General features: G+C 66.9%; 21 protein-coding genes. 7 read left to right on the plus strand and 14 right to left on the minus strand.

What is annotated here, in order from left to right:
- The 3 genes from PROKR_RS38165 to PROKR_RS05230 are packed head-to-tail and all read left to right on the plus strand — an operon-like array spanning position 1 to position 2,745.
- Entirely contained in the window at positions 1-210 is a 210-nt protein-coding gene (locus PROKR_RS38165) for an ABC-three component system middle component 6 (RefSeq protein ID WP_425414856.1), read from the plus strand.
- Complete coding sequence (locus PROKR_RS05225; RefSeq protein ID WP_036960212.1) at positions 200-1,945, plus strand: ABC-three component system protein; 1,746 nt, start codon at positions 200-202, stop codon at positions 1,943-1,945. Before PROKR_RS38165 ends, PROKR_RS05225 begins: the two co-directional genes overlap by 11 nt.
- 47 nt (positions 1,946-1,992) lie before the next feature.
- Complete coding sequence (locus PROKR_RS05230; RefSeq protein WP_036960214.1) at positions 1,993-2,745, plus strand: hypothetical protein; 753 nt, start codon at positions 1,993-1,995, stop codon at positions 2,743-2,745.
- Positions 2,746-3,056: 311 nt separating this feature from the next.
- On the opposite strand, the gene PROKR_RS32450 is transcribed toward PROKR_RS05230, so the two are convergent.
- The 12 genes from PROKR_RS32450 to PROKR_RS30540 all read right to left on the minus strand — a co-directional run bounded on the left by PROKR_RS32450 (position 3,057) and on the right by PROKR_RS30540 (position 17,794).
- Positions 3,057-4,043 (minus strand): hypothetical protein, encoded by a 987-nt coding sequence (locus tag PROKR_RS32450; protein WP_157601894.1) that lies wholly within the window; start codon positions 4,041-4,043, stop codon positions 3,057-3,059.
- Between the two features lie 176 nt (positions 4,044-4,219).
- Positions 4,220-6,475, minus strand: a complete 2,256-nt coding sequence (locus tag PROKR_RS05240; RefSeq protein ID WP_036960219.1) for a hypothetical protein — start codon at positions 6,473-6,475, stop codon at positions 4,220-4,222.
- A 599-nt stretch (positions 6,476-7,074) separates the two neighbouring features.
- Complete coding sequence (mobF, locus tag PROKR_RS05245; protein ID WP_036960221.1) at positions 7,075-10,584, minus strand: MobF family relaxase; 3,510 nt, start codon at positions 10,582-10,584, stop codon at positions 7,075-7,077.
- Positions 10,585-10,944: 360 nt separating this feature from the next.
- Positions 10,945-11,379, minus strand: a complete 435-nt coding sequence (locus PROKR_RS30535) for a DUF6924 domain-containing protein (RefSeq protein WP_425414857.1) — start codon at positions 11,377-11,379, stop codon at positions 10,945-10,947.
- A 544-nt stretch (positions 11,380-11,923) separates the two neighbouring features.
- The gene (locus PROKR_RS05255) at positions 11,924-12,931 is read right to left on the minus strand and encodes a methyltransferase domain-containing protein (RefSeq protein ID WP_036960223.1); all 1,008 of its coding nucleotides are present in this window, start codon (positions 12,929-12,931) and stop codon (positions 11,924-11,926) included.
- Positions 12,873-13,367 (minus strand): lasso peptide biosynthesis B2 protein, encoded by a 495-nt coding sequence (locus PROKR_RS31370; RefSeq protein WP_211240032.1) that lies wholly within the window; start codon positions 13,365-13,367, stop codon positions 12,873-12,875. The genes PROKR_RS05255 and PROKR_RS31370 overlap by 59 nt, the downstream gene beginning before the upstream one ends.
- Positions 13,364-13,636, minus strand: a complete 273-nt coding sequence (adfB, locus tag PROKR_RS05260; protein ID WP_036960225.1) for an actinodefensin-associated protein B — start codon at positions 13,634-13,636, stop codon at positions 13,364-13,366. Before adfB ends, PROKR_RS31370 begins: the two co-directional genes overlap by 4 nt.
- Before the next feature lie 13 nt (positions 13,637-13,649).
- Positions 13,650-15,344: an asparagine synthase-related protein gene (locus tag PROKR_RS31375; RefSeq protein WP_169736328.1), complete on the minus strand. Its 1,695-nt coding sequence runs from the start codon at positions 15,342-15,344 to the stop codon at positions 13,650-13,652.
- 125 nt (positions 15,345-15,469) lie between these two features.
- Complete coding sequence (locus PROKR_RS32455; protein WP_157601895.1) at positions 15,470-15,616, minus strand: lasso RiPP family leader peptide-containing protein; 147 nt, start codon at positions 15,614-15,616, stop codon at positions 15,470-15,472.
- Positions 15,617-15,927: 311 nt separating this feature from the next.
- A complete protein-coding gene (locus PROKR_RS05270) occupies positions 15,928-16,389 on the minus strand; it encodes a cytidine/deoxycytidylate deaminase family protein (protein ID WP_036960231.1) in 462 nt (153 codons plus the stop codon).
- A complete protein-coding gene (locus PROKR_RS05275) occupies positions 16,386-17,063 on the minus strand; it encodes a RibD family protein (protein WP_036960233.1) in 678 nt (225 codons plus the stop codon). Before PROKR_RS05275 ends, PROKR_RS05270 begins: the two co-directional genes overlap by 4 nt.
- A gap of 2 nt (positions 17,064-17,065) precedes the next feature.
- The gene (locus PROKR_RS30540) at positions 17,066-17,794 is read right to left on the minus strand and encodes a helix-turn-helix domain-containing protein (RefSeq protein ID WP_084800258.1); all 729 of its coding nucleotides are present in this window, start codon (positions 17,792-17,794) and stop codon (positions 17,066-17,068) included.
- 201 nt (positions 17,795-17,995) lie between these two features.
- Here PROKR_RS30540 and PROKR_RS05285 point away from each other — a divergent pair, with 201 nt between their 5' ends.
- The 4 genes from PROKR_RS05285 to bglS all read left to right on the plus strand — a co-directional run bounded on the left by PROKR_RS05285 (position 17,996) and on the right by bglS (position 21,740).
- Positions 17,996-18,730: a phosphatase PAP2 family protein gene (locus tag PROKR_RS05285; protein ID WP_051432695.1), complete on the plus strand. Its 735-nt coding sequence runs from the start codon at positions 17,996-17,998 to the stop codon at positions 18,728-18,730.
- On the plus strand, positions 18,730-19,413 hold the full coding sequence (locus PROKR_RS05290) for a phosphatase PAP2 family protein (protein WP_036960234.1): 684 nt from the start codon (positions 18,730-18,732) through the stop codon (positions 19,411-19,413). Before PROKR_RS05285 ends, PROKR_RS05290 begins: the two co-directional genes overlap by 1 nt.
- A 132-nt stretch (positions 19,414-19,545) precedes the next feature.
- Positions 19,546-20,862 carry a glycoside hydrolase family 6 protein gene (locus PROKR_RS05295; RefSeq protein WP_036960237.1) on the plus strand — a complete coding sequence of 439 codons (1,317 nt, stop codon included), beginning with the start codon at positions 19,546-19,548 and terminating at the stop codon, positions 20,860-20,862.
- Positions 20,863-20,936: 74 nt separating this feature from the next.
- On the plus strand, positions 20,937-21,740 hold the full coding sequence (gene bglS / locus PROKR_RS05300) for a beta-glucanase (RefSeq protein ID WP_036960239.1): 804 nt from the start codon (positions 20,937-20,939) through the stop codon (positions 21,738-21,740).
- 17 nt (positions 21,741-21,757) lie between these two features.
- Here the strand turns inward: bglS and PROKR_RS05305 are convergent, their stop codons facing one another.
- Positions 21,758-22,837 carry a LacI family DNA-binding transcriptional regulator gene (locus PROKR_RS05305; RefSeq protein WP_084800259.1) on the minus strand — a complete coding sequence of 360 codons (1,080 nt, stop codon included), beginning with the start codon at positions 22,835-22,837 and terminating at the stop codon, positions 21,758-21,760.
- A gap of 54 nt (positions 22,838-22,891) precedes the next feature.
- Complete coding sequence (locus tag PROKR_RS36835; protein ID WP_211240033.1) at positions 22,892-25,009, minus strand: SigE family RNA polymerase sigma factor; 2,118 nt, start codon at positions 25,007-25,009, stop codon at positions 22,892-22,894.
- Between the last annotated feature and the right edge of the window lie 304 nt (positions 25,010-25,313).

A 25,313-nucleotide genomic window follows, 5' to 3' on the forward strand; every position in this document is an offset into this window, starting at 1 on the left:
ATGACTGTCGGATCTGAGATCCTTGAAGAACTGCGCGACCCAATGTCAATTTCAACGCTCTGGGAGCGATTTAGCGCTCGCGACCGCTCGTCATCTAAGAGGGGCAAAATCACCTTTGACTGGTTCTCGCTCGCGCTGGCGGCTCTGTACGCGATGAGATTGGTCGATACCTCCGAGGGTGGATACATTAGGCGCGCCCATGTTTCTTAGGGAACTATACGCGTCTGACAAACGATTCAAGCATCTCCGCTTTCACGCAGGCCTTAATATGCTTGTTGCTGATCGCGCTGACGCTTCGGCGCAGGGCGACAGCAGAAACAGCATTGGGAAAACAAGTTTTGTGAAAGTTCTTCGCTTTCTTCTAGGCGGTGAACTGCCTCCGGAGTTCAAGTCACCAGCACTTTCGGATCACGAGTTCATTGCCGTACTTAGTCTCCCCGCAGCAGGCGGCGATGGCGAGGATGTTGTCAGGGTTAGCCGAGCGGTCTCACCCGCAGCACGAGTCCAGGTGTCGGGATGGACGTTGGTTGGTAGATCGTCGGATATGCACATGGACGATTGGCGCAATCTCCTATCTCGTCACGTTTTTCGCATTCCTGCCGATGTTACGCGCCCAACTCCTGGCCAACTTTGGGCGCAACTTATTCGTACAAGCTTCAGCAATCCTGTCAAGGGACATGCAACCGAAACCGACTGGGAGACCGGCGTAAAGATCGGATTCATGCTCGGATTGTCACCAGAGATCCTGGGTAGAGCTGGCGACGTATACCGTCTTAATAAGCAGGGCAAAGCGATCCGTGCCGCCGTGCGCGAGGGCGCAATCGCGCATCTTTCGCTCGATGAGCCAGCGCTTCGCGCGCAACTTGCGGCTGCTCGCCGTCAACGTGATCGGACGCAAACCGACCTGAAGTCTTTCAGAGTCGATGAACAGTATTCGGAGCACCAGCAGCACGCTGATGAGCTGACTGCCTCGATACAGAAGCTCAACGACGAGGCGTTGGCTCTCCAACGGCGATCGCGCGAGCTTGATGAGACTGTGCGTGCGGAGGTCGTGTCCCGCTCGGACACCGAGCTCACGACGAGACTTGCCCGCGTATACGCGGAGATCGGTTTAGTCCTTCCTGACGCCGTCGGCCGTCGCTACGATGAAGTCCAAACATTCCATGAGTCAGTCGTCCGAAACCGGCGCTCGTTCCTGGAGCAAGAACTTGAGATGGTTCAAGCGCGCTTAAGCGCTCTTGATTCAGAACGTCGAGCCCTGGATGACCAGAGGTCTCAAATCTTGCGACTCCTTAGAGAGACCGTCGCGCTCGACACGTTCGTGGCGGTTCAGCGTGACCTTGCCAGTCACGAGGCGGATGTTGCGGACCTTGAGAGACGGCTTGAGGCAGCAAATTCAATCAGCACGATCAATGACACAATCACATTGCGAACAGCAGAGCTTGTTGCATCGGTTCGGTCGGAGATAAATGAGCGAGGCGACAGGCTCGAACACTCCATATCCCTGTTCGGCGCCCTCGGCGCGGAAATTTACACGGACCGCGACGCTTCTCTGCTTGTCACACCGACAGCGAAGGGCCTTCTAGGCGTCGACCCGCACATTTCAGGCGACGCTAGTACGGGCGTTCGCAGCGTCGAGACGTTTATGTTCGACATGGTTTGTGCGATCGCAGCGATCGAGGCGGGTCGGGCGCCGCGTTTGCTTGTTCATGACAGCCATCTATTTGATGCTATCGACGGGAGGCAGGTCGCCTCTTGTCTAAACATCGGCGCGCGGCTAGCGGAAGAGTACGGGTTCGAGTACATCGTGACTATGAACTCTGACTTTCTCGCCTCGGTCGAGGATCAAAGCGAAGGTGCTTTCGATAGTGAGCCCTACATGATGAACGTACGACTCACCGACGAGTCTGATTCGGGAGGGCTCTTTGGCTTCCGATTCGAATAGGACTTCGTCAGGAATCTCATCAACGGTCAGCGCGGAAGGATCTCGCCATGGCCACAGAACACGAGCGTGAGCGCGGCCTGGGTTGGCTTCCCCGGATTGCCGCCGGCGCAGTCGGCGCCGTGGCCGTTTGCGGCGGCGGCGTCGCCGTCTTCGCTACGACGAACGAGGCCGGCAGTGTGGCCCTTCTCATCGTCGGCGGAGCCTTCACCTACTTAGCGCTGAGCGGGCAGGTTTTCCATCGGCTGAAGGTCGGCGACAACGAGGCCGAGTTCAGCCGCCGCGTTGTTGCTGGAGTCATCCGAAGCATCGAGGATGCTGACGAATCGAACGGGGGCAAGAGTCGCGCGGAGACGGCGGCTGAGATCCTTGAGAAGGCTATCTACGAGGCGCCGACCGCTCCCCGCAGGGCCGTCGTCGCTATGGACGGGTTCCGATACGAGCAGGCTGTCATGGGCGCGCTGCGCCGGGTGGCTAGCGACGTTCAGGTCGAGTCGGGCCCAGTCGATAGCGGTATCGATGCGATTGTGGGTGGCTCTGTCGCAATCATCTTGAAGTATCGCGCCAACTTGACCGGGCCACGACCGCTGCTCCACATGACTAATGACATAGCGGAGCCGATCCTTGGATCGGACGGCAACACCGTCGGGCCTAACGCACTGCTGGTGATCACCAATGCAGAAGTTCCCAAGTGGATCGAGGACGGAAGAGTAACGGACTATACGGACCGCGTGAAGGTGGTGACATGGCGTCCCGGGATGGGTGAGGAAACTCTTGCGCATGCGCTTGCGGAACTCTCTTGAAGGCTTGTCCTGGCGCGAGTTAATCGAGTGCCTGACTTGCGACACGTTTCGGGGTTCGCTGAGGGCGTGACTTGGTGACCTGCGGGTTTGTCTGTGGGTGGGCTCGTTGGCCCGCACTAAATCGGCGGCCTATCGTGCTCGTCGTGGCGTACGTGCGGACCGTGAAGCCGGCCGGCAGTGCAGATCGTGCACTCCCGGCACCATAGGTCACGCTCGATCGAGCACATCGGATCGGCGCACACGGACGCGGACTGGGAGCTGCTGGTGGCCGCCGCGCGGCAAAAGAGGTCTCGCGACCACGACTTCAGATCTCATTGCTCTCCCTCGCGCGCTCCTGCCAAAGCGTTTGCCCGCCTCTCGACATCCAGCCACTCGTTGTATGTGGAGTTCGCCGCTCGCATGCGAGTCAACCAAGGCTCGTCGGGCCACCCGTAGTAGTCGCGTAGCCGGATCCACACGTTTTGTAGGCCTAGGAACACCGCCCCAAGCAGAGCTGAAAAATGGTTCAGGCTAAGGCCCATCTGCACAAGACCAATTCCTGGATCAAACGATTCCTTGGCTTCGAGCATGAAGAACCGGGAACCATGCGATTGCCCGTGTGCCGTAGCTGACGTAATTCTGTGCATTGTCAACCCAATGCCCGGTTCCGTGACCTCCGATGCGACAAGCAGCGCCTCAATGAGCTTCTGATCACTTGGGAGACGTTTTCCCAGAAAGCGAGCGTGCTGAAGACCTGGGATACGCGACTTCCGGAATTGGTAATCGAATCCGAACCGCGCCGCTTCGGCCTTTATCGCTAAGATCGAGCGTGCACTCTGTTCCAACGAGGCCGTCGCCGCATAGTTTTCGGGGTCATCAGTCGTTATGAATCCTCGCACGAGGTTGCGCTGTTCACCGAGTGTGAGGAGCCGGATGTTAAAGCGTCTCCTTACTCGCTCCCTAACGTCAATTCCCGGTTCATATAACCAGTTCAAGACACCGAGGGATTCAAGAACCGTACGGGACAAAGATGAGACGGCCAGCACCGTTTCGCGTGCAAGTATGACTGCTGACATCGCGTAGAGGTGGTCGGCAGCAACGTTGACGTGGAAAGCGGCCTGATGAACGACCTCAAACGTGGGCCTGCCCCACGAACCGTCGAGGCGGCGATCTGCGAGTTCAGCCTCGGCGGGCGAGCCTCGTTGAACATGTGGGGCATCGACCGCGAAAGGTTCGACCAGCAGTTCGGCGAGTTCGCGAAGATGTCGCGCCCCAGCTTTCATCTCGTCGGGGACGGCCTCCGTTCGCAATGTCGACATATCGCCCCTTCGAGATGGATCTGATTATGCGGTCCGGCTGAGGCCTACCGATCTGGCGCCTGAGCACGTCTGTTGACTCTTACAGCCGTTCCAATACGGCCCTTCGAGATGCCAACGAAGCACGCATATCAGAATGGGACCTCTGAAAACTCAGAACCGAACGTTCCCCCACTTCGCTAGCCGCGCGGCTCGATCGTCGGCCCGAGAGAATCCGAAATCTGGACGGTGGGCGCGGGATGCGCTGCAAAACGCTTGCTCAGCGCATCGTTCAAAAGGCCGATATCCGACTCCCGCCACGTGGTCTTGTCAGTTGCGAGAACGACAGCGTCCGCCCGAAGAATCCTCGCCACCTCCGCGATCTTCCGCGCTGTGCCCTTCTTCTGCTTTTGGGCCCCGTCAAAACCGGCGGACGTCTTGGCCTCTGTAACCAGGATCCGGCCGTTGGCGTGCGAAACGAGGTCGATCTCGGCCACCTGGTCGTCGCCCTTCCAGAACTCGAGCTCGCCGACGTCGCCATACCGACCGCTGTGGCTGCGGGCCCGCAAGCGGGCCGCCGCGAACAGCGGGATGTCCCCGTTCTCAGTGAGGAGTTGCCGGAATGCGTTGTGCAAGTCGTAGTAGCGCTTCGGTTCTCGACCTCGTTCCCATCGGGCCGAGGTTAGGAGATTGCGCGCGCTGCACCTAGGGCACTCGTAGCCCCGACCGAGTTGCTCATCCGGGACGAACGACCAGCGGACACACTCTTCACACTTGAGGATCGCACCGCGCCGTATCAGGTCCGCCCGAAGCAGGGTGTCAACCAGGCCTCGCACCGGATCGTCCGTGGGAGCCCCGTGTGCGAGGAACATGTCGTCGAAAGTCACGAAGGAGTCGGCACCAACCCAACGGGGCTGACGTGCTCGCTCCTCGGGGGACATTGCGGCGTACCGCTTCTTGCGTTGCCTGTCCGACTCGTCGAGGACCGCGAACAACTTCAGCACCGGATGCATCGGGCCAGCGACGATTTCGGTCAGCGCCGCGCGGGATCCGAGGCGGCGTGCCACGAGTTCCGCGTTCGTTCCCGGAGTCGAGTGCCGAACCTCGTACCCGTGTACGGCCGCCATCGCCCGGGCCCACGACAGCATCCCGAGGTTCGCGAGCCTGGGATGCGCAAGCCGGCCGGACATCACGGCTCCGGCCTGGACGAGCCCGAACGACGCTGCCTCAACGGCAAGGCCGTGCTGGCTGCTGCGCACAACAGAGTCGGGAAAACTCCCCGGCGAACTGACCAGGAGACGTTCTGGACCGATTCCCCTGCCAACCGGCATGGCACCGTCCTCGAACCGAAAGTCCACGATCCATGCCGGCAGCCCGCCGAAGAACCCATTCTCACTCGGGCTCGGCATAGCGAACCGCGTCGCCATCGTTAGGGTGCCGTCCTCATCGCGTTCAACTGCGACAGAGGCGGGAGCGTCCGCGTTCTCGTCGAACGCACGGAACGTATGCGACGCCGCGGCATCGGGAAAGTCTGTCCGCGCAATACCATGCGCTTGGCTCGGCGGATTCATCAGTATCTTCGGCAACCCGTCGTCCAGGCGTCGAAGGTACTCGCCGAGTTCCTTGTCGCTCAGCGACGCCGAGACATATCCGGGCGACCTCGACGGATCTGCGAACTGACGGTGCCGGTCCATGACCATGGGCAGCGTGGTCGCCTTGAAGGTCTCCTCGTCGGAGAACATCGACGACGGCAGCCAGAGCCCGGTGCCACAGAACAGGTCATATGCGCGTGCCAGCGCGAAGTCCTCGGCCGTGTCACCAACCACAACCGCACCGCTTGCTCCCGCGCGCCGGTTTCGCCTGACGAGAGGCTTTACGCCTTGATCCAGCACGTCGAACCGAGAGCGAACGGTCCCTTCCGGCTCGCCCACCCAGAGCGCGTCGTCCGGAGTCCAACTTGGCTGATCTCTCATGAAGTCGCGCAAGAGCACCCGCGGCGCCGGTTCGTCTCGTTCTCCGTCGGTCTCAGCCACCATCCCCAGACGACTCGCAGCGATGAGCGCCGCATCCGACTCCCACGAAAGCGGAATCGCAACGTGCGACGGCACTCCGTCCTCGAAAAGCAGGGAAGCCGACACAAGTTCTGAGGACCCATTCGTTCGAATAGTTGTGTCCCTCAGAGACCACAGGAGAGGCTCACCGGCCATGCCAGGATCGAGGAACGGCGTACACCAGCGTCCTAGAAGTTCCCTGGCCGTCTCCTGGGCAGGATCGTCATCCTCTACGGACTGGCCGGCGATCTCACCCCTGATCCGCAAGATGCCAGGCGGGTTCAGTTTCTCCGCGCTGTCGATCCTCACCTGGAGCCCGCCGGGCAGCGCCCAGTCAAGCTCACCGTAAGTTGGCTGCAGTCCCAGGACATGGTCGGGGTCGAAGTGCTCGACGATCTGGAGCATTCGCCTGCTGACTGAACCGTCTGGAGTGTACGGGACAAGGAGATGCCCTCCACCGGCCCATGTGTTGCTCACGGCCTGGAGCGCTAGGCGTGCCCATCGACGCCAGTTCTCATCTCCGCGGAAAAGTACGGCAACCCGAGGCGGGCGCATGGTTGTGCGCACCGTGGTATGCGCCAGAACGGACATCAGCTGATCCTGGCAAGGCCGTGCCACGAACCGCTTGAACGGGACATCCGAAGCGCGCCGGATGCCACCAGACAAGCGAGGTTCGCACCTTCCTCCAGCTCACGAAGTTGCGAGATCTGTCGTGGCCGACTGTCTCGAATCTCCTCCAAGACAGAGCCGAGCGACGCTCTCGTCGGAGTCGTATCGTCATGCAACGGCCGCTCGCTCATCGTCCTGCGTATTGCCACGCAAGCATGCTGCCAGATGGCCTGTATGCGAGGGCGGGGAACCTGGGGTGAACTTGAGGCAACGTGCCGCCGTCCCATCGAGGTCCACGATCGAGTCGCAGAACTCAACTCTGAACCGCTTGCACGGACCATGCACCAGACGGGAGCGCTGCGAGGTCCTTGCGATCGCCACGGCGGACCAACGCACTACATTCCGATTCCCTCCTCACGCCGGGTCGCGCCGGGCCGTCGGCCGTGCGTGGTCTGGGATCGAAACGCCTGACGTAGGGCCGCGGCGGAACGCGCCGCATCGACAGCCTGTGCATCGGTGTCGACTGCCTCGTTACCGAGTGGTGCGGCGCTCGCGATGCTGTAGCGGTCGCGGTAAGCGGCGATCATGCGTGTGGCGGTCTGCCAGGCGAGTCGGGCGCCGGTGTCGCCTGGTTCGGGGCCGAGCGCCGCACGCCAAGGTTCGTGGTCGCTCGTAGCGCGTTGGACGAGATCGGTGACGCGTTGCTCGATCAACACCGCCCGCTGCGCCAGCGCCAGCCGGTATTCGTCGGTCATCGGCCCGGTGGCTTCCGGGATGAGGCCGGCGATCCGGCGGGGTGCGGGCCGTCGGATGGTCAGCCCGTCGTTGCGGACGGGTCGGGTTGTGGCGGTGACGAGGCGGTGGTGCAGGACGGCTGCGGGGTCGTCGGCGTCATCCAGGCCGCGCTGAGCGACGAGCTGGGGCAGCAGGTGGTCGACGTCGTGGCCGTCGGCTTCGGCGCGGCGTAGTTCGGCGGTCAGGGCGCCGAAGGCAGGGGCGGTGATGACCTGGTCCGCGCCCCGGGGTGAGAGCCCGCTGTGGTGGAGCAATCGGGTCCAGCGGTCCCGCTGTGCGCCCCCGGCCAAGGTTTCGTATTCGGCGGCGAGCTGCGCGATCGATCCCCACCGCTCGCGCTCATCCCGCCGTACCTGGGTGGCGGCTTTCTCGGCTCCGACCGTGCGGACGATCCTGGCCAGGATGCTCCGGGGTGTGGGGTCTTCGTAGTCGTCCGGGGTGATCTCCAGTGGCGTGTCGGTGATGACGTAGGCGGTGTTGTTCTCCCTTCCGCGAGTCAGGCCGACGTACAGGTGCTCCCGGGTGATGCCCGGCCCGGTGATGAAGTGGCTCGTGTCTACCGTGAGGCCTTGGGCGCGGTAGGTGGTCACGGCGTAGCCGAGATCCAGGTGCTCCGTGGCGTAAGCGGCGGGCAGCACGATCGTGTTGCCGTACCTGACCTCCGGCCGCCGCACGACGAGCGACCCGTCGTCGCGGACCTCAACAAGGGTCCACCGGTCGCCGTTGCGCACCCACGATCCGCTCCTAGTTCGAAGGCGGCGGTCGTTGCGGCGCGTGATGACCACATCGCCGGCCGAGGCTTGGAGTCCGTCGGCGAGACGGACGGACCGGCCGCGTTCGGTGGTTCCGGTCTGGAGTCGTTCGGCGCGGGCACGTTCGTTGATGGCCCGCACGGTCTCGTTGTCCCCGGCAACCAGAACCGAGTCCTTGCCGTCTGCGAAGTCGGCCTGCCAGGCGGCATAGGCGACCTCGACCATCGCCTGGGCGTCCCCGTCACGGACCCGACCGTTCTCAAGGTAGGCGTCAATGGCTTCGTCGTGTCCGTGGCGTAGGGCGAGGGAGGCGTGTTTCTCCCACGTATGGGTGAACCGGTGCACCTCGGTCAGCTCCGGTGCCCCGTCCTCGGTCTGGCGGGCAGCGGCAAGGAGCGCGAAGGCTCCGCCGGCCTCGACGGCCTGTAGCTGGGCCGGGTCACCGACCAACAGCACCTTCGCCCCCACCTCGGCCGCGTGCGCCGTGATCCGGTCCAGGGTCAGGGTCCCGGCGAGCGTGGCCTCATCGACGATGGCCAACTGTCCCGCGCTGAACGCAGCGCCCTGGTGGAGATGGTCGTGGAGCCACTTGGCGGTGTTCTCGCATCCGATGCCCAGGTCTTCGGCCAGGATCGCCGCTGCGACCGCAGACGGCGCAAGCCCAACGACGGACCCTGACCCGTGCTCGTGCTCCCACGCAGCGCGCAGCGCGCGCATGGTGGTGGTCTTCCCGGCCCCGGCTGGGCCGACCAACAGGTCCACCTGTCGTGCCGAGACAGCGACACGGGCGATGGCTTCGGCCTGCTCGCCCGAGACCACCCACGTCCGCTCACCGGGACCGCCCGTGGTGATGGCGTGCTCGACAGCGTCCAGGCTGATGGTCGGGCCCGTTCGGGTGCCGGCCCAGTCCAGGAGCCGTGCCTCGGCGTCCAGCAGGGCCTGTGAGGAGTAGAGGGCTGAGTCCTTCGGGCGCAGGATGCTGCTTCCGTCTGGTCGGCGGAACTCCTCGGGGGTGACGGCCAGGTCGTGCGGCGTCAACAGCACCGAGCCGCCCTGGGCCCGGTCCGTGATCGCCGCGAGCACGGCCATCCGGTCCCCAGCGGTGGCGAACCGCAGGGCTTTGGTCTGCCGGGCCGCTTCGGCGTACAGGTTCCAGCGCCGCCACGTCGGCCGCTTCTCCGAGACCACGATCACCACCGTCTGGGCAAGGGCGTCGATCAGGTCCAGCGGGACGTCATCGGCTCGCAGCACTCGAGGCGGCGCCTTGGACACGAGGTCGCTGGCCCACGTGCCGGGGTCGCGGCCCAGGATCTGGGCAGTATGCAGCCGCCACGCTCTGGCCAGATCGGCCAGGGAGTGGTGCGTCTTGTCCGGGCGGGTCTCCCGGCTGGCCCGCTGCCGGTACTTGTTGATCGTGGGCCGGCTGGGGCGGCGCCCGTACTTCGCGACGTGCTCCGCGATCAGCTCGTCAGCGCGAGTGTTGACCTGTACCGACCGGCGCGAGAACGCCACCAGCAGATCATCCGGCACGCCCTTGATCGACCAGCCCGGGTTGCGGCCCTGCCCGACCCTGGGCCGCAGCTCCCATCCGACACCCAAGGTGCGGGTCAGGTGGTCCATCACGATTGCTTCGTGCAGCTCCGACATCGCGACCGTCGCGGCGTGCAGCCCTCGCCCGTCCAGGGACCGCCACTTCCCGTCCAGGACGGTCTTGACCTTGTTGGAGACCACGACGTGGGTGTGCAGGTGCGGGTCGTTGGTCCGTGAGTCCCAGTGATCGAACGCCATGCCGATCAACCCGGTCACCGGGACCTGCGCCACCGCGCCGCCCTCCCCTGCCGCGCTGGTCGCGTTCCCAGCGACAGACGCCCCGGTCCTGGTCGCGGCCAGCTCGCGTTCCATGAACGCGAACACCTCGGCCACCGCCACGTGGTGGATCGCCACGATCTGTTCCTGGACCCCGGCATCGGCCACACCCCACAAGATCGAGGCCGACTTCGGCAGCGCGAACGAGAAGTCATACCCCGCCACCGCACGCCGAGACTTACCGCCCGCGTTAGGTCCGTACACCGGATAGGCGCGGCCGAGCCGTTCCCCCGTGATCGGGTCCAGGGCCTTGCCCGCCAACCGAGCCATCTGCTCCTCGGTCACCATGTCCCCCACGAGCAGACGCCCCAGCTCGTTCGAGCCCAGGCTCGCGACACCGGAACCCATCCACCGGCCGGGCGGCGTGCCCGTCTCGGTGTAGTACCGCGTCAACGGGGTACTCATCGACCGGTCGCCATCTCCGGCCGCGACCGACCTCATGAAGTACGAGTACCCGTCCCCGCCCGACATCACGGCAATCGTCACAGCCATACGCCGCACACCTCCTCAGCACGAGGTGTGCAGCCCGCACCCAAAGCGGGCTAAATTGCTCTAGGCGCCTCGATCTGCAAGAGGCGTGTGGCCTTTCCCCGAGGCGGTCCGCGGGACCTTCTGTCCATCCGCCCGACTGCCCTAGCCGTGCAGCCGTGCCTGTCTCGCCGCCGTGTCAGTCGCGCTGCACGCAGCCACGTACTCGTCCGCCATCGCGGCTCGCCGACTTTGCCCGTGCTGCCGTGGCGCCGAAGGGGCGCGCGGTGGAGTCCCCCTACGAGCTTGAGCAGACTTCCCGGAGCATGCGAATGGCCGCCTTCCCCGGTAGTGGGATGGCGCCCCTGCGGTGACGCCAGCGGCCTAGCCGAACGACTCTCGGAAGACCCCATCGGGGTCCACGACCTCCAGGAAATCGATGAAGTCGAGGTTCGCCAAGACAAGGTTCACCTCAATCGCGAGGACAGCCTCAGGGACGATTCTGAACGTAGCTAGGTACGTCTCGGAAGCGTTGAAGACATCCACGATGAGGAGAGTGTTGTCGAGCATCGACCGCGCGTCCGCGACGAAGACGAAATCCTCCACCTCGACCATCTCCGGGATTCTCGCAGGAGTGATTCGGGCCAACCGCGGGTCCTCCACGACCAGGAGGCTTGCCCTGTCCGTACTATTCGGCCCAACTTGCTGGCGAGCGTCGGCGAGCACCTCCTGGAAGCGGGCATCGTCGGTGTAGTCCGTTCGAACCAGGACGCCGGACAAGTCGAGCTCATCGAGGGGCGGGACGATCTTCGCTGGCATGTCGCTCACGGCCGCCAACCTAGCGTCGAACCGCCCAGCCGGACTGAGTGTTACGTCGGGGCGACCCACTGGCGCTCCTGGCGAAGCAGGCCTGACGAGACTGGCCCTTATTGGCCCTAACTCCCGCCAAGCTGGCCCTAGTTAGGGCCAATAAGGGCCAGTCCCGACCCCACGCGAACCCACTCCAGCATTACAATAAGACCAGGTCAGCCGCCGTTTTCGGCCGGTTGGCCAGCATCATCCGATCGCCACCCGGCAAGGCTTCCAAACTAATTACGCGGGTTCGATTCCCGTCGCCCGCTCAGAGTGCGGAAGCCCAGGTCAGAGAGTGTTTCTGACCTGGGCTTCGTGCATTCTGGAGGGCTGGAGGCAGCGCTGTGTGGGCCCTAAATAGCCCTTCGGGACTGGGCCAGGACCCGGAGCCACAACGCCCGCGCTTCATCTGCCTCGCTCGGCCGGCCGGCAAGAACTACGATCCAGACCAGGCCGAGCGCTTTGGTCTACCGCCGACGCGTCCTCAGAAGAGTTCAGCTGCAGGACGCACCTAGAGCGTCAAGCGCACTTTCCATCCCTCAGCGTTCGGCACGACGACACCTGCTACGTCGGCCCAGCCCGGGCGTCCTGCTTCCCGCCACTGCTCGATCCACCCAGTCAGCACTCGTGTTGCATCGGCATCCCCCGAGGTGACCAGTTCGCCGTCCGTGAGGAATGCGGCGCCGTCTTCATTGGCCATACCGATGCTGGTGAAGCGATCAGAGAGCCCGGCGGTAGCCAGCTCGTCCGGAACGGTCTCATACAACCAAGCCCTGAAGTCGTCGAGTTCTTCCGCCGCCACAAGCGGCGTGTTCGACACGTCAGGCCCGGTCCTGAGCCGGTCCAGTACCAGGCCGAGCGCCCCGGGGACCTTCCGTTGCGCCAGGCTACTGATCCACCACGGTTCGGCATCATCAGGAACGTGGGATGCCGTGACATAGCGAAGCGGCAGTCCAAAGACGGTAACGGGTTCGGGATGCATCTCGATATACCCACCAGGTCGCACTGCGACAACCCGCGGATGCCCGGCGGTCACGGTGACGGCAACGATCGCGTGCGCAGTCGCAAGTTCTGCGACCTTGACCGGTGCCACGATGACGGCGTCCCGGGCAACCTGGTCGATCCAAGCAGACGGGATCACGTGCGGGGTCGCCCAGGCCACGACACGGTCGTAAGGCGCTCCACCCGGGTCGCCCGCATAACCATCGCCGTTGCTCACAGTCACGTTCGTGACGCCGGCCGCTTCCAGGCGAGCCTGCGCCCGGGGCACCAGGTCGGCAAACACCTCGACCGATCTCACGAGTCCACTCGGGCCGACAAGGCTGGCGAGCAGCGCGGACGTGTAACCGGATCCGGTGCCGATCTCCAGGACGCGGTGTCCGGGCCGGACATCGAGGTCTTCGAGCATCTTCTGGATCGAAGCGACGCCGGAAGACTGAGGGAGTGTGGAGCCGTCCGGTTCAGTGACGAAGTGGTCGTAGTCGACAGCGGCGACCGCGTTGGCAACGGCGGTGGTCATGGGTGGCTCCTTCGAGTACGGGCGGGATCGTCATGGTGCGCAGAAAAGAAGGCGTGGTCGCGGGTTCGTCGACCGGAACGCCGTCGGCCTCGACCCACGCATGGAACGTGTACGGGTGGACCTGCACGCCGTGGCACCACACCACGGCTCGCCCGCGTAGGGCGGCCAGCCACGTCGTCGTCAGTGAGATCTCGAGACAGGCAGCACGACCTGGCCACCAGGTCGCCGCGCGGCGAACGGTCCGCACCAACGCGTGGGCCTGATCCACCGTAGCCAGGTCATGCGCACGACCGTTGCAGCACCTCGTTGCCGCGAGTAAGACCCGAAGAGGCAAGAGCCTCAGGAAGGCGATCACCAGCACGAGGGCGATGAACGCCAGCACAGTCTTCGATCCGGACATCCGCCCGACCTGGGGGGCCGCCATCGTCACGCTCATGCTCCTGCCTCCTGGATGAGGCGGCCGCCGAGCAGAGTAGTGCGCAGATGTTCGGTCCAGGTCGCGGCCTGCGTGTCATCCTGTCGCGCGATGCGCTCGACGATGTCCGGTATAGGTCCGCCCGGCCCCTCCACGAGCGTGCAGAGCAGTGCGGCAGCGGTGGGATTCAGGGCGTAGACGCGGTCGCGGGCGACGTCGATCAGTACGCTGCCGCCGTCAGGCGTCGGTGTGGACGTGACGTGGTCGGCCAGTCGATAGCGGGGCGTCATCTGCTGCCTCCTCTCAGGTGATCCAGGCAATGCGGGAACGAGCCTCTTCGGAGCGAAGCCAGACCTCGGTAGCGATCAGGTCGTTGATGCCGGCCAGGCGGACATCGGCACCGCGGATCGCCCGGTCGAGCACCATGGCTGCGTGCCCGTGTTCGACCAGTCCGGAGCCGACCAGACGCGACCTCGCGAAGAGGGCACGCAGGTCGCCGGCGTTGCGGGACAGGCCCGCGTAGTGGAGCGCGGTGTAGTCACCCTTCGTGGACCGGTCCAGAACCGATGCAGGAACGTGCTGGTTCAGGGCCGCTCGCAACAGAGGCTTGGCGACGAATGCGCTGGTACGTTCTCGTGCGGGTACCGAAAGGCACGCACGCGCCACACCATCGGTCACGAAGGGAGCTACCTGACGCAGACCATGCGCCTGAGCTATCTCCAGATCGATGCGGTGGTCCCTCCCGAACGTCAGGACTGCGTTGGCGGCGATGCGATCCCCGATGGGTCCCTCGTCTCCGACGCGGTCGTCGGGCAAAGGCACACAGTCAGCGGCCGCACGGTGGCCCTCGGTGGTAAGCCAGGCGGCGTCAGGTGCTCCGAACCACCGCAGCCGACCTGCCGCTCCTTGGTGCGACGAACGACCGGTACGAAGCTCACGGACGAGCCTTCTCAGTGCGGACCGCTCCGACGTCCTGGCCAAGCGTGTGGCCGCGACGACGATCGGGAGCGGTGCACTCGTGCGCAGCTGTGCCCAAGCACGCGCTTCGCGGACGAGGCGCGGTACGTCACGGACGAGATCCGCAAGATAGGCCAGCGACCCGGACAGGACGGCGTCACCGCCGTCGCCCGTCAGGTGAACAGAAGAACCGAGGTCCATCAGTTGTTGCTGCCACCAGCGGGTGCGGGCATACAGGACGGCATCGGACCACGGCTCGTCGGTATACGGGACCCGGTCAAGGTCCGTGTAGGGAAGGACGGTCTTGGGGATACGACGCACCTCATGCCGAAGCATCGGCTGCGTTGCGGCAATCCGCGTGGCATGAGCCAGGTCTTCATTTCCCACCTGTGCCGAATCAAGGGTGAGCCCGATCAGGGGCACCGCTCGTGCGGCTAGTGCTGCGACCGAGCTTGAGTCCAGACCACCGGAAAGGTCCGAGGTGACAAGCCCGGTCAACGGGGCACCGACCTCGGCACGCAGCGCCTCGTAGAGCCGATTGCCACCGGCAGCAAGACTCAGCGCAGCGTTCCTCGGTGGCCGGCCCATGGTCGTCGGTGCGTGGCTGGGCCGTAGGACGAGCATCCTGGTGGGCGGCACGACTGCCACTCGTTCGTGTGCCGATCGTGTCGAGAGCGGAATGACATCCGGGCACGAGAGTCGTAGCCCCAGCCATCCCTGATCGACTCCGGTTCCCAGCAGATCGGCCAAGACGTAGGACGAAGACGCGAAGTGTGCGGCACCGTCATGAACCGCGTGGAACACGAGACGGGTTCCGGCGACGTCACCGGTGACGATGGTCCTCCGGGCATCCGCCCAGACGACGTGGCTGTTCCCGCCCCGGTCGATCAACGGTTCGACCTCCAGTCGGCTGGCGAACCGACGTGCCTGGCGAGCCAGCTCTGTGTGGCCACACGTGACCTCGCCCAGAACGACGCACCACCAATCCGGACCATCGAGGACGCGCACCTGGTCATCCGGCCAGGCACCGAGCAACCACACCGCTACATACCGTGACCGCAGCATGCGACTGCCCGCAGGACGGGGCGGGAGGTCCGCCCCCGTCGTAATCGATCCACCGAAACTACGCATCGGATCAGGCCTCCCGTCTCGTCGCTGCAGGTCGGTCAGTAGTAGTACTTCTTCATGTCGGCGGTGTCGTTCTTGCCCTGACCCAGCGTCAGTCGCGTAAGGGTGCCCAGCTCGGTCACCACCGGCGGCTCGACCGCCACGGTGTCGAGGTCGGCGAGAACATCCGAGGACTTGGTCTCCATCGCATACTCCTTCTCGTGAGGTGTCCGAACGGCCATGGAGCTGGCCGCGGGCAGACGACGGTTTCGGACCGTCGCTTGCCTGGTGGACCCATCAAATCCGAGCAGGAATGCTCAACCCATCGCAGCGATGACGCAGTGCTGTAGCAGAGTTGTGGCATCGAGCCTCTGACCAGCGCCGATACGGGTGACCCTGGGAGGCCGACGGCACCGTCCGCGGAGCACAGGGCCGTCGTTCCGACGGCGAGCCAGGTCAGACCGCCAGCAGGGTCACTCGTCGTGGGATCCGTCCCCGTCGGGCGCGGACTCTGAGCTCACGGGAGAAGGTGCGCATTGGGTTCGCGCGCAGCGCCGGCCAGCTCGGCCAACTCAAGGACCTCACGGCCAGCGGCACGCAGCGTCTCGGCACCGACGCAGTCGACGAACAGGTCGGGCTCGCGCCAGGCGAACACGACCCGCGGGATGCCGGCCCGCAGGATGTGCTGGGTGCAGGTGACGGGGCGTGACGCACGTGTGCTGCACGGTTCGAGGGAGGTGTAGATCGTGGCAGTAGCAAGCAGGCCGCGGTCCGCCTCGCCGACATCAGCAAGTGCGGCTTCTTCGGCGTGCTCATGAAGATCGCCCCGCCGCGACCATCCCGTACCCAGAACCGTGCCGTCATCGGCCACGACCATCGCTCCGACCGAGAACGCCGTCTCGGACGGAGGGCACCGCCAGGCCAGACCGATGGCCCGCTCAAGGAGAGCCCTGTCTCGGGACTCGCGGAACTCGCTCATCGCCGCGGAATGTAGCGCAGCAGCACGCAGTCACCAATGGCACGCGTCTCGACCAGGGCCATCCGGTGCTTGCTGTCCTGCGGGAAGCCGCTGGGGTTGACGAAGCGCGGCGCACTCTCGTCGCCGACGAAGAACGGCGCGAACACCACGTGCAGCTCGTCCACGAGCCCTGCGGACAGGAACATCGTGTGAATCGTTCCGCCGCCTTCGACCATCAGCCGTTCCACGCCACGCGCGGCCAGATCGGCCAGAACACCGGCCGGGTCGACACTGTCCCCAAGCCCCACGACCGAGGCGGCCGGTCCCATCCGATCGGACAGTGCCGGCGCAGCGGCCGCCGTGGTGTACACGATCTTGTCGATGTCACCGGTCGCAAAGAACTTCGCCTCGGGATCGATGTCTCCGCTGGCCGTGACAGTCACCTTCACGGGAGTCTCCGGCCTCCCGTCGGCAAGCCGCTTCGCCCGGCGCTCCTCCGAGCGGACCATCAGTCGAGGATTGTCAGCCCGGATCGTACTGGCCCCCACGAGGATCGCGTCGACGTCGGCCCGCACGCTGTCGACCCGGTCGAAATCCTCGTCGTTGGACAGCAGCAGCCGCTCGGGCGTCGCGTCGTCGATGTACCCGTCGAGGCTCGCCGCCACAGAAAGCACGACATACGGTCGGCTGGTCATTTTCAGGCCCCCACCTTCATCGAGACGATGCGCTCAACGAGCATTCCGTACTGCGCCGAGTTCTCACAGGCCCCGATCTCGTCGAGAACGGAACCCGCAAGGCCACCATGATGACGTGGATCAGCTCGCATCTGTTCATAGCAGCGGCTCGCGGTGCCGCCCGTGCGAGGGAACGGCACGATCGTCCTGCCAGCCTGCCGTGCGAGCGTCACCTCCGCGGCAGTCCCCGCTCCGCCACCGATCACGAGGAACAGATCCGCGCCACGGACCACGTTCTCGTGCTCGAACAGCGCCGCGGTCATGGTGAAACCGGACGGTCGGAACTGGTCCGCCACATACGTCATGACTTCGATACCAACGCCGATCGGTCCATGGTTGACGTCAAGGTTCTCCGACACGACGAGCCGGGCAAGCTCAGCGACCGTCGCATCGATCAGTCCTGCGTCGCTGCCCGCGACCCGGCTGCCGCAGATCGCGATACGTAACCTCGACTGCTTGCGCCCACCGGTGTCGGCACGCTCGTCGACATTGCGGATCATCACATCCAGATCGTCCACCGACACCTGAAGGACGGTGGCGAGGCGCGGTCGGAACCACGCCAAGGGCTGGGTCTCGCCAGACTCCCAGCGAGCGACCGTGGTGCGCTCGATTCCCAGCCGCTCCGCGAGCGCCTCCTGGCTCAGCCCCAATGCCCGACGTCGGCTTGCCAGCCGGTCACGTCGCCGCTTCATCCCCGCACCCCTGTCCACATATCCCCCGGAGCGCACACGCGGCACCCGAGGGGCAACGATGCCGCGCCCGCACCGCGAGCGCCAGCAACCGGGCCGAGACGCCTCGAAGGAACGTCGAGCCTCCCGCCCGCCCGCACCGATGCGGGGAAGCGGCACACGCCACCATGGGCCAGTAACGACCCCCTGTGGGACCGTGTCGACATGAGACCCGCACGGCACCGCACCCCCGCCCGCGGTCCGCAGACCCCCGGCGCGACGCGAACCGCACCTCGCGCGCGCCGCCTGGTACGCGCTGCGCTCGTCGGTGTCGCGACCGGCGCCGCCATCGTCGTCATCGCGCTTCTCGTGCGCGAACAGTGGCCGCCGCTCGTGCAGTTCGACGAACGTGCAGTGACGGAGGGCGCCGCGTTCGCGGCTCAGCATCCCGAGCTGCTGCGGGCACTCATCGCATGGCAGTGGGCCTTCCTCGCAATCCACCTGCTCGTGCCCGTCGGAGCGATCTGCCTCGTCTACTGGTGGCGCACCGGCAACGCCACGCGCACCTGGTGGGCGCTCACGACGATCCTCACGGCCTGGGGCCTGTCCAACCTGCTGAAGGAGCTCGCGCGCCGCGCGCGGCCGGTGCTGGACCAGCCGGTGGAGAGCGCCGACGGCTTCTCGTTCCCGTCGGGGCACGCCGCGAACACCGCGGCGATGACCACGGCACTCGTGGCCCTCGTGTGGCCGTCGCTCAGATCGCGCGCCCTACGCGCCACGGCAATAGTCGGGGCCGCAATGCTCACGGTCGCCACCGCGGTCGACCGGGTCATGCTCGGCGTCCACTACCCCTCCGACGTGGCGGCCGGCGTCCTCTTCGGCGTCGGTTTCGTGCTGGCGTCGTACCTCGCCTACCAGCACTGGTCGGCGCCGCGCCGCGAACCGGGTACGTCCTCCTGATGCTCGACCTCGATCGGTGGGCCGACGACACCTCGACGCCCGAGGGGCGCGAGGTGCGCCGCGACCTCGGCCTGCGGGTCGGCGTCCCGGCAGCGGTGTGGTGGGTGCTCGTCGTGGGGCTCGGGTTCCTCCTGACCGGCCCCCTGGCGGGGCTCAGAGAGCAGGAGAACGCGGTCAACGAATGGTTCGTCGAGCAGCGCACGGCGACCCTCGACCTCCTCACGGAGGTCTGGGGCGTGCTGGGGACGACCGAGACGATCATCGGGATCTGCCTCGTCGTGGTCAGCGTCGTCTGGTGGCGCACCAGGCTGTGGTGGTACGCGGTGGTCCCGGCGATCGCGGTCGCCGTCCAGGCGGCGGTCTTCATGCTGGCGACGCTCGTCGTGAGCGCCGAACGCCCCGAGGTGGAACAGCTCGACGCGGCACCGCCGACCTCGAGCTTCCCGAGCGGCCACTCCGGCGCCTCGGTGGCGCTCTACGTCTCGCTCGCGCTCATGGCCCAGAGGATCCGGTACGCGTGGCTGCGCGTCAGCGTGACCGTCGTGCTGCTGGCACTGCCCCTGCTCGTCATCTACTCCCGGTTGTACCGAGGGATGCACTATCCGAGCGATGTCGCCGTGGGGGTCCTCAACGGCCTCGTGTGCGTGGTGCTCGGGTGGTATTGGCTGCGCCGGACGCCTTGACACGCTCCCCCACCTCCTAACACCATGGTCGAACTGGGAGCGCTTCCACAATCTTCCAGTTCTGTGCACGTCCCATGCATCACCGCGACGAACACGCAACGACGCGTTCGCAGAGACCCTGGGAGATCCCTCATGAAACGACCCCGCCGGCTCCTGGCCGCGCTCACCGCGTGCGCGCTCGGCACCGCCCTGTTCGGCGGCACCGCCCTGATCGGCAGCGGCGGCGCCACCCAAGCCTGGGCGGCCAACGACGTCCTCGGCCCCGGTACCAAGCTCTACACCAACCCGCAGAGCTCCACGAAGGAGGCAGCGCACGCCCTGCGCGGCCAGGCGAGGCGGGACGCGCTGCTGCTCAGCAAGATCCCCAGCTCCACGTGGTTCACGGACGGCAGCCCCGCCGAGGTGGAACGGGACGTCCACAAGCTGGTGAAGCGCACCGGCACCAAGGTCCCCGTGCTGGTCGCGTACAACATCCCGTTCCGTGACTGCGCGCTCTACTCGGCCGGCGGCGCTCGCGACGTCGCGGAGTACAAGGCATGGATCGACGGCTTCGCCGCCGGCATCGGCCGCGAGGAGGCCGCCGTCGTCCTCGAGCCCGACGGGCTCGGCGTCATCCCCTGGTACACGACGCTGGACGGGCAGCTCGAGAACTGCCGCCCGCCGGAGTACGACCCCGAGACCACCGGCAGGGACGCCGCGGCGGAGCGGTTCGAGATGCTCAACTACGCCGTCGACCGCCTGCAGGAGCTGCCGAACGCCGTCGTGTACCTCGACGGCACGAACACGTCCTGGCTGAACGTGGGCGAGGCCGCCGACCGGCTCGTCAAGGCCGGCGTCGAGCGCGCGGACGGGTTCTTCCTGAACGTGTCCAACTACGAGTTCACCGAGAACAGCGTGGCCTACGGCACCTGGATCTCCCAGTGCATCGCCTACGTCACCGAGGTCTCGCCCGGCGACTACGCGAACTGCGGCAACCAGTACTGGAGCGGCGGCCCGGCGAACGACTGGACCGGCGTGACCTTGTCCAACCAGGGAGTCTGGAGCCCGACGGCGGCCGACCCGGCGCTGAACACCGCGGGCATCGACTCGCGCTACGAGGCGGCGCTGGGCGACGTCGAGCCCACCACGCACTTCGTCGTCGACACGAGCCGCAACGGCCGGGGCGCCTGGGCCGCGCCCGCGGGCGTCTATCCCGACGCCGAGACGTGGTGCAACCCGCCCGACCGTGGGCTGGGCCTGCGGCCCACGACCGACACCGGCAACGAGCTCGTCGACGCCCTGCTGTGGATCAAGATCCCCGGCGAGTCCGACGGCGAGTGCTTCCGCGGCCTCGGCGGGCCGGAGGACCCCGAGCGCGGCATGGTCGACCCGGCCGCGGGCCAGTGGTTCCCCGAGCAGGCACGGGAGCTCATCGAGCTCGCCCAGCCGCCGCTCGGCGTCCACCACTGACGACCTTCACCCGCCCAGCCCGGCACCACCCACCAGCCAGGCACCACCCACCACGAGTACCAACGGAGGTACGCATGCGATCGACGACGACGCAGCCCCGCTCCACCGCCCGACCGCGGCGCCGGCTCCTGGGCCTGGCCCCGGCGCTGGCCCTCGGCCTGCTGCTCGGGCTCTCGGCGACACCTGGTCTGACGCCCCCGGCCGCCGCCGTCGGCGGCAGCTTCACCGACAACCTCGACTCGTACAACACCGGCCGCTGGAACAAGGCCGACGGCTGGAGCAACGGCGGCATGTTCAACGCCGGCTGGCGGGCCGACCACGTCTGGCACAGCGGCGGCGTGATGGGCCTGAACCTGAACAACACGCCGTGCCCGAGCGGCTGCTCGGGCAAGCCGTACGCCTCCGGGGAGTACCGCAGCAACGAGCTGTACTCCTACGGGCGCTTCGAGGTCCGCATGAAGGCGGCGTCCGGGTCGGGGATCGTCACCTCGTTCTTCACCTACACCGGGCCGAGCGACGGCCAGCCGTGGGACGAGATCGACGTGGAGATCCTCGGCAAGAACACGTGGCAGATGCAGACCAACTACTTCACGAACGGCGTCGGCGGGCACGAGTCGGTCATCAACCTCGGCTTCGACGCCGCGGCCGGGTACCACGACTACGCCATCGAGTGGTGGAACGGCGGCACGATCAACTGGTTCGTCGACGGCCGCCTCGTCCACCAGGAGAACGGCTCGCGGGGCCCGCTCCCCACGCGCCCGCAGCGCATCATGATGAACCTGTGGCCGGGGACCGGCGTCGACAGCTGGCTCGGGCCGTTCAACTACACCGGCCAGCGGACGGCGACCTACGACTGGGTCAAGTACACGCAGTACTGATCTCGCCCGGCGCGGGGTCAGGCCCCGCCCGGCGCCGACCCCCGCACGACCAGGCGGGTCGGCAGGATGACCGGGGTCGGCGACTCACCACCGATCAGGCGCACCAGCATCGTGGCCATCTCCTGACCGAGACCACGGATCGGCTGGCTGACGGTGGTGAGCGCCGGCTCCGTGTGCTGCGCGATCTCCAGGTCGTCGAAGCCCACCACCGCGACGTCGTCGGGCACGCGGCGGCCCTGCGCCTTGAGGGTGCGGACGGCGCCGGCCGCCATGTTGTCCGAGGCGGCGAAGACGCCGTCGATGTCGGGGTGGACGGCGAGCAGCCGCTCCATCGCCCGGGCACCACCCTCGAAGCTGAAGTCGGCGTGCTCGACCAGGTCCGAGCGGCATCGTGCCACGGCCATGGCGTCCACGAACCCGTCGTACCGGGCGACGGAGGCCTGCAGGTCCATCGGGCCCGTGATGGTGGCGATGCGGGTGCGCCCGGATCCGAGCAGGTGCTCGGCGGCGAGTCGGGCACCGCCCCGGTTGTCGACGTCGACGTACCACCGCGCCTCGCCGTGCAGCGGCCGGCCGCCGACCACGACCGGCAGCCCGGTCGCCGCCACGAGCCGGTTCAGCGGGTCGTCCCCGCGCAGGGCCATGAGCATCAGCCCGTCGGAGCGCCGTGACCGCAGCACGCGCTCGAGCCGAGCCTGACCCCGCTCCGACGACGCCAGCATGAGCGTCAGGTCCAGATCCGACCGGTCCAGCGCTCCCGCCACGCCGACGAGCACCTGGGAGAAGAACGGGTCGCCGAACAGTGCCGGGTCGTCGTCGGACACCGCCAGGACCACGGAGCTGCCTGTGCTCGTCGCCAGCGCACGAGCCGTCGCGTTGGGAACGTAGCCGAGCTCGGTCGCCGCGCGGGCCACGGCCTCCCGCTTGGCGGGACTGACGTTGCGGGCGTTGTTCATGGCGCGGGACGCCACCGAGCGCGACACCCCGGCCCGCAGCGCGACCTCGTCGAGGGTGGGCACCTTGAACACACTGTCGGGCAGCTGTCCGGGCGAGGTCTCGCGACGGTCCACCGGACCGGCCGTCGTGGAGTCAGGCATGCGGCTCAGCCTAGTGCGGGCCCCCGCGGCGCCCGCGACCGACGATCCCCACGCTCACCACGCCGTCCGCACGTACACCAGCGTCTGCCGCAGCTCCTCGAACCCGTAGGAGTCCTGCTCCTGCAGCCGCTCCATCTCCGCACTGTCGTGCTCCGTCCAGACGACCCGGCTCCCGGACCCGGCCACGTCCAGCCACGAGACCCCCTCGGAGTCGGGGCCGAGCGTCGTCAATGCCGGCACCTCCACCCCGTCCCGCGCGTGCAGCCGCAGGTAGTAGATGTCCCCGTCGCCCGCCCAGAGCACCCCGTCGTCGAGAGCCCCGATCGTCCACCCGGCGTCCTCGCGAACGACGGTGGCCTCTCGCGACCCGGTATCGACCGCCACCATCCACTGCCCCGACTCGAACAGCAGCATGTCCCCGGACAGGAACGCGTAGTGGTTCCACGCCGCGTCCTGATCGAGCCGCACGAGCTCCCGCAGGCCGGTACCTGCGGAGAGAAGCCCCATCACGCTCGGCCCCTCGGCGGGATTGCGCGAGACGACGACACCCTCGTCACTGTCCGAGATCGCGCACACGTCCGTCACCACGTCCCGGTCGACGTCGGCCTCGGGCGCCTCCAGGTCCACCAGATCGACCGACCCCACGCACCGGTCCGCGGCACCGAAGTTCTGGTCCGTGACGTGCAGGATCGCGAGCGTCCGTCCTCCCGCCGCGATCTTCCAGACTCTCCGTGCGGGGTCCGGCTGGTATCGCGCGACCGTACGGACCTCGCCGTCCGGCGCCTGCACCTTGACCACGACCGGCTCCTCCTCGAAGAACCCCCTGGTCCAGGCGACATGCGTCTCCGTGAGGACCGGGCTGCCGACGTCGAGATACGGGGGACGCTCGGCGTCGGACGTGCCCGACGAGCCCGACACGGCGGCCGAGAGCTGCCAGTGCTCCAGGACGGACTCGCCGTCCGCCCCGGCGGTCGGTCGCGCCAGCACCGTGATCAGCTCCGACGCAGGGCCGACGTCGGGCCTGCGCGGTGCGGCGACCAGTGTGCCGTCGCGACGCACCGCGAACGGAACGTTGAGATCGCTCCCGATGAAGGCTCCGACCATGAAACCAGGAGGATTCCCCAGGTCCACCCGGTGCTCGGTGACGTAGTCGACGCACTCGACCGCCGGCCGGGCGTCCGCGGCGTCGAGCGCCCGGACGACCGTGAAGCCCCCGGTCGGGGCGTCCGCAGGGACCGGGATCGTCCCGGTCGCCTCCGGCGTGGCGGGCTCCGCGGCACAGTCGGGGGCAGCGGCAGCCATCTCCGGGATGTCGAGATCCCCCAGCCCGACGGCGGCGTCCTGCCCGGTCACGGCGTCGTCGTCCCGGACCGCGTCCTCGTCACGGGCCGCGCCGTCGTCGTCACGATCCGTGTCGACCGCGGGCAGGCCGAACGTCTCCACCACCCAGCGGTGCGCCGGCGTCGTGACGGCGTCGAGCACCGGCACCCCGACGGGACCGTGCACGACCAGGGCGAGCAGAGCGCAGACCGCGACCGCGGCGGCACTCACCACAGCGTTGCGCCGCGCCCGACGCGCGGCCACGGCCTTGCTACGGTCCAGCGCCTCGCGGCCGTCGAAGACCGGCTCGTCCACGGCCTCCGGGTCGACGTCGGTCAGGAGCGAGCGCAGCCGGTCGAGACCGCGGGAGCCGGCGGCCTTGACGGTGCCGACGGATCGACCGATCTCGCGGGCGACCTCCGCCTCCGGCAGGTCGAGGATGTGCCGCAGCACCACGACCCGCCGCTGCTGCGGCGAGAGGCTCCCGAGGGCCCGCGCGAGCTCGTCGCGGAGGGCGACCTGCGCGGCGTGGTCGTCCTCGTGCGCGACCGGGAGCTTCTCGTCGCCCGGGACGTCGGTCAGCCGCGTCCGCCGCCACGTATCCGTCTTGAGGTTGACCAGCACCTTCCGCGCGTACGCGCGCGGGCTCCCGGCCCGGGCGGCGTCCCAGCGCCGGTAGACGCGCTCGAACGTGCCCTGCACCAGGTCTTCGGCCGGGGCCCGCTCGCCGACCAGGAAGAACGCCGTCCGGTACAGGTACGGCCCCTCGGTCTCCACGAACGCGACGAACTCCTCGTCGCGCGACCGGTCGCCCACCCGGACCTCGACCTGTCTGCCCACAAGTGTCTCCATGCTCCTACCCACGCGCCGGGACCGCCGCAGGTTGAGACCGTACCCGGGCCTCTTGCCCGACCGGGGTTCGACCTCTGACCAGCGCCGACACGGTCCGTGCGCCCAGGCCGCACCGTCCGGGTGGCGTTGGCCCCGGCAACCGCAGGACTTTGGTCCCTGGACCGGCGGCGGTGACGTCGATCACGCTGGTTCGGTGCTCACCACGGTGAGAGCCAGACCGCCGATCGACAGGACCAACGCATGAACCGCACGTGGAAGATGGCAGTCGCCCCGGTGCGCCGACCGGTCACGACTACGCGGTCCG

Source organism: Promicromonospora kroppenstedtii DSM 19349, from assembly GCF_000515355.1.
GTDB lineage: Bacteria > Actinomycetota > Actinomycetes > Actinomycetales > Cellulomonadaceae > Promicromonospora > Promicromonospora kroppenstedtii.

Coding starts and splice junctions, on each gene's coding strand:
- PROKR_RS05275 (WP_036960233.1), bottom strand. CDS start 17,063: ATGACCAGCCGACCGTATGTCGTGCTTTCTGTGGCGGCGAGCCTCGAC.
- adfB (WP_036960225.1), bottom strand. CDS start 13,636: ATGACGCCCCGCTATCGACTGGCCGACCACGTCACGTCCACACCGACG.
- PROKR_RS32455 (WP_157601895.1), bottom strand. CDS start 15,616: ATGGAGACCAAGTCCTCGGATGTTCTCGCCGACCTCGACACCGTGGCG.
- PROKR_RS05295 (WP_036960237.1), top strand. CDS start 19,546: ATGAAACGACCCCGCCGGCTCCTGGCCGCGCTCACCGCGTGCGCGCTC.
- PROKR_RS32450 (WP_157601894.1), bottom strand. CDS start 4,043: ATGTCGACATTGCGAACGGAGGCCGTCCCCGACGAGATGAAAGCTGGG.
- PROKR_RS38165 (WP_425414856.1), top strand. CDS start 1: ATGACTGTCGGATCTGAGATCCTTGAAGAACTGCGCGACCCAATGTCA.
- PROKR_RS05255 (WP_036960223.1), bottom strand. CDS start 12,931: ATGACCACCGCCGTTGCCAACGCGGTCGCCGCTGTCGACTACGACCAC.
- PROKR_RS05225 (WP_036960212.1), top strand. CDS start 200: ATGTTTCTTAGGGAACTATACGCGTCTGACAAACGATTCAAGCATCTC.
- PROKR_RS05290 (WP_036960234.1), top strand. CDS start 18,730: ATGCTCGACCTCGATCGGTGGGCCGACGACACCTCGACGCCCGAGGGG.
- PROKR_RS30535 (WP_425414857.1), bottom strand. CDS start 11,379: ATGCCAGCGAAGATCGTCCCGCCCCTCGATGAGCTCGACTTGTCCGGC.
- PROKR_RS36835 (WP_211240033.1), bottom strand. CDS start 25,009: ATGGAGACACTTGTGGGCAGACAGGTCGAGGTCCGGGTGGGCGACCGG.
- PROKR_RS05305 (WP_084800259.1), bottom strand. CDS start 22,837: ATGCCTGACTCCACGACGGCCGGTCCGGTGGACCGTCGCGAGACCTCG.
- bglS (WP_036960239.1), top strand. CDS start 20,937: ATGCGATCGACGACGACGCAGCCCCGCTCCACCGCCCGACCGCGGCGC.
- PROKR_RS05240 (WP_036960219.1), bottom strand. CDS start 6,475: ATGCTCCAGATCGTCGAGCACTTCGACCCCGACCATGTCCTGGGACTG.
- PROKR_RS05270 (WP_036960231.1), bottom strand. CDS start 16,389: ATGAGCGAGTTCCGCGAGTCCCGAGACAGGGCTCTCCTTGAGCGGGCC.
- PROKR_RS31370 (WP_211240032.1), bottom strand. CDS start 13,367: ATGAGCGTGACGATGGCGGCCCCCCAGGTCGGGCGGATGTCCGGATCG.
- mobF (WP_036960221.1), bottom strand. CDS start 10,584: ATGGCTGTGACGATTGCCGTGATGTCGGGCGGGGACGGGTACTCGTAC.
- PROKR_RS05230 (WP_036960214.1), top strand. CDS start 1,993: ATGGCCACAGAACACGAGCGTGAGCGCGGCCTGGGTTGGCTTCCCCGG.
- PROKR_RS30540 (WP_084800258.1), bottom strand. CDS start 17,794: ATGAAGCGGCGACGTGACCGGCTGGCAAGCCGACGTCGGGCATTGGGG.
- PROKR_RS05285 (WP_051432695.1), top strand. CDS start 17,996: ATGAGACCCGCACGGCACCGCACCCCCGCCCGCGGTCCGCAGACCCCC.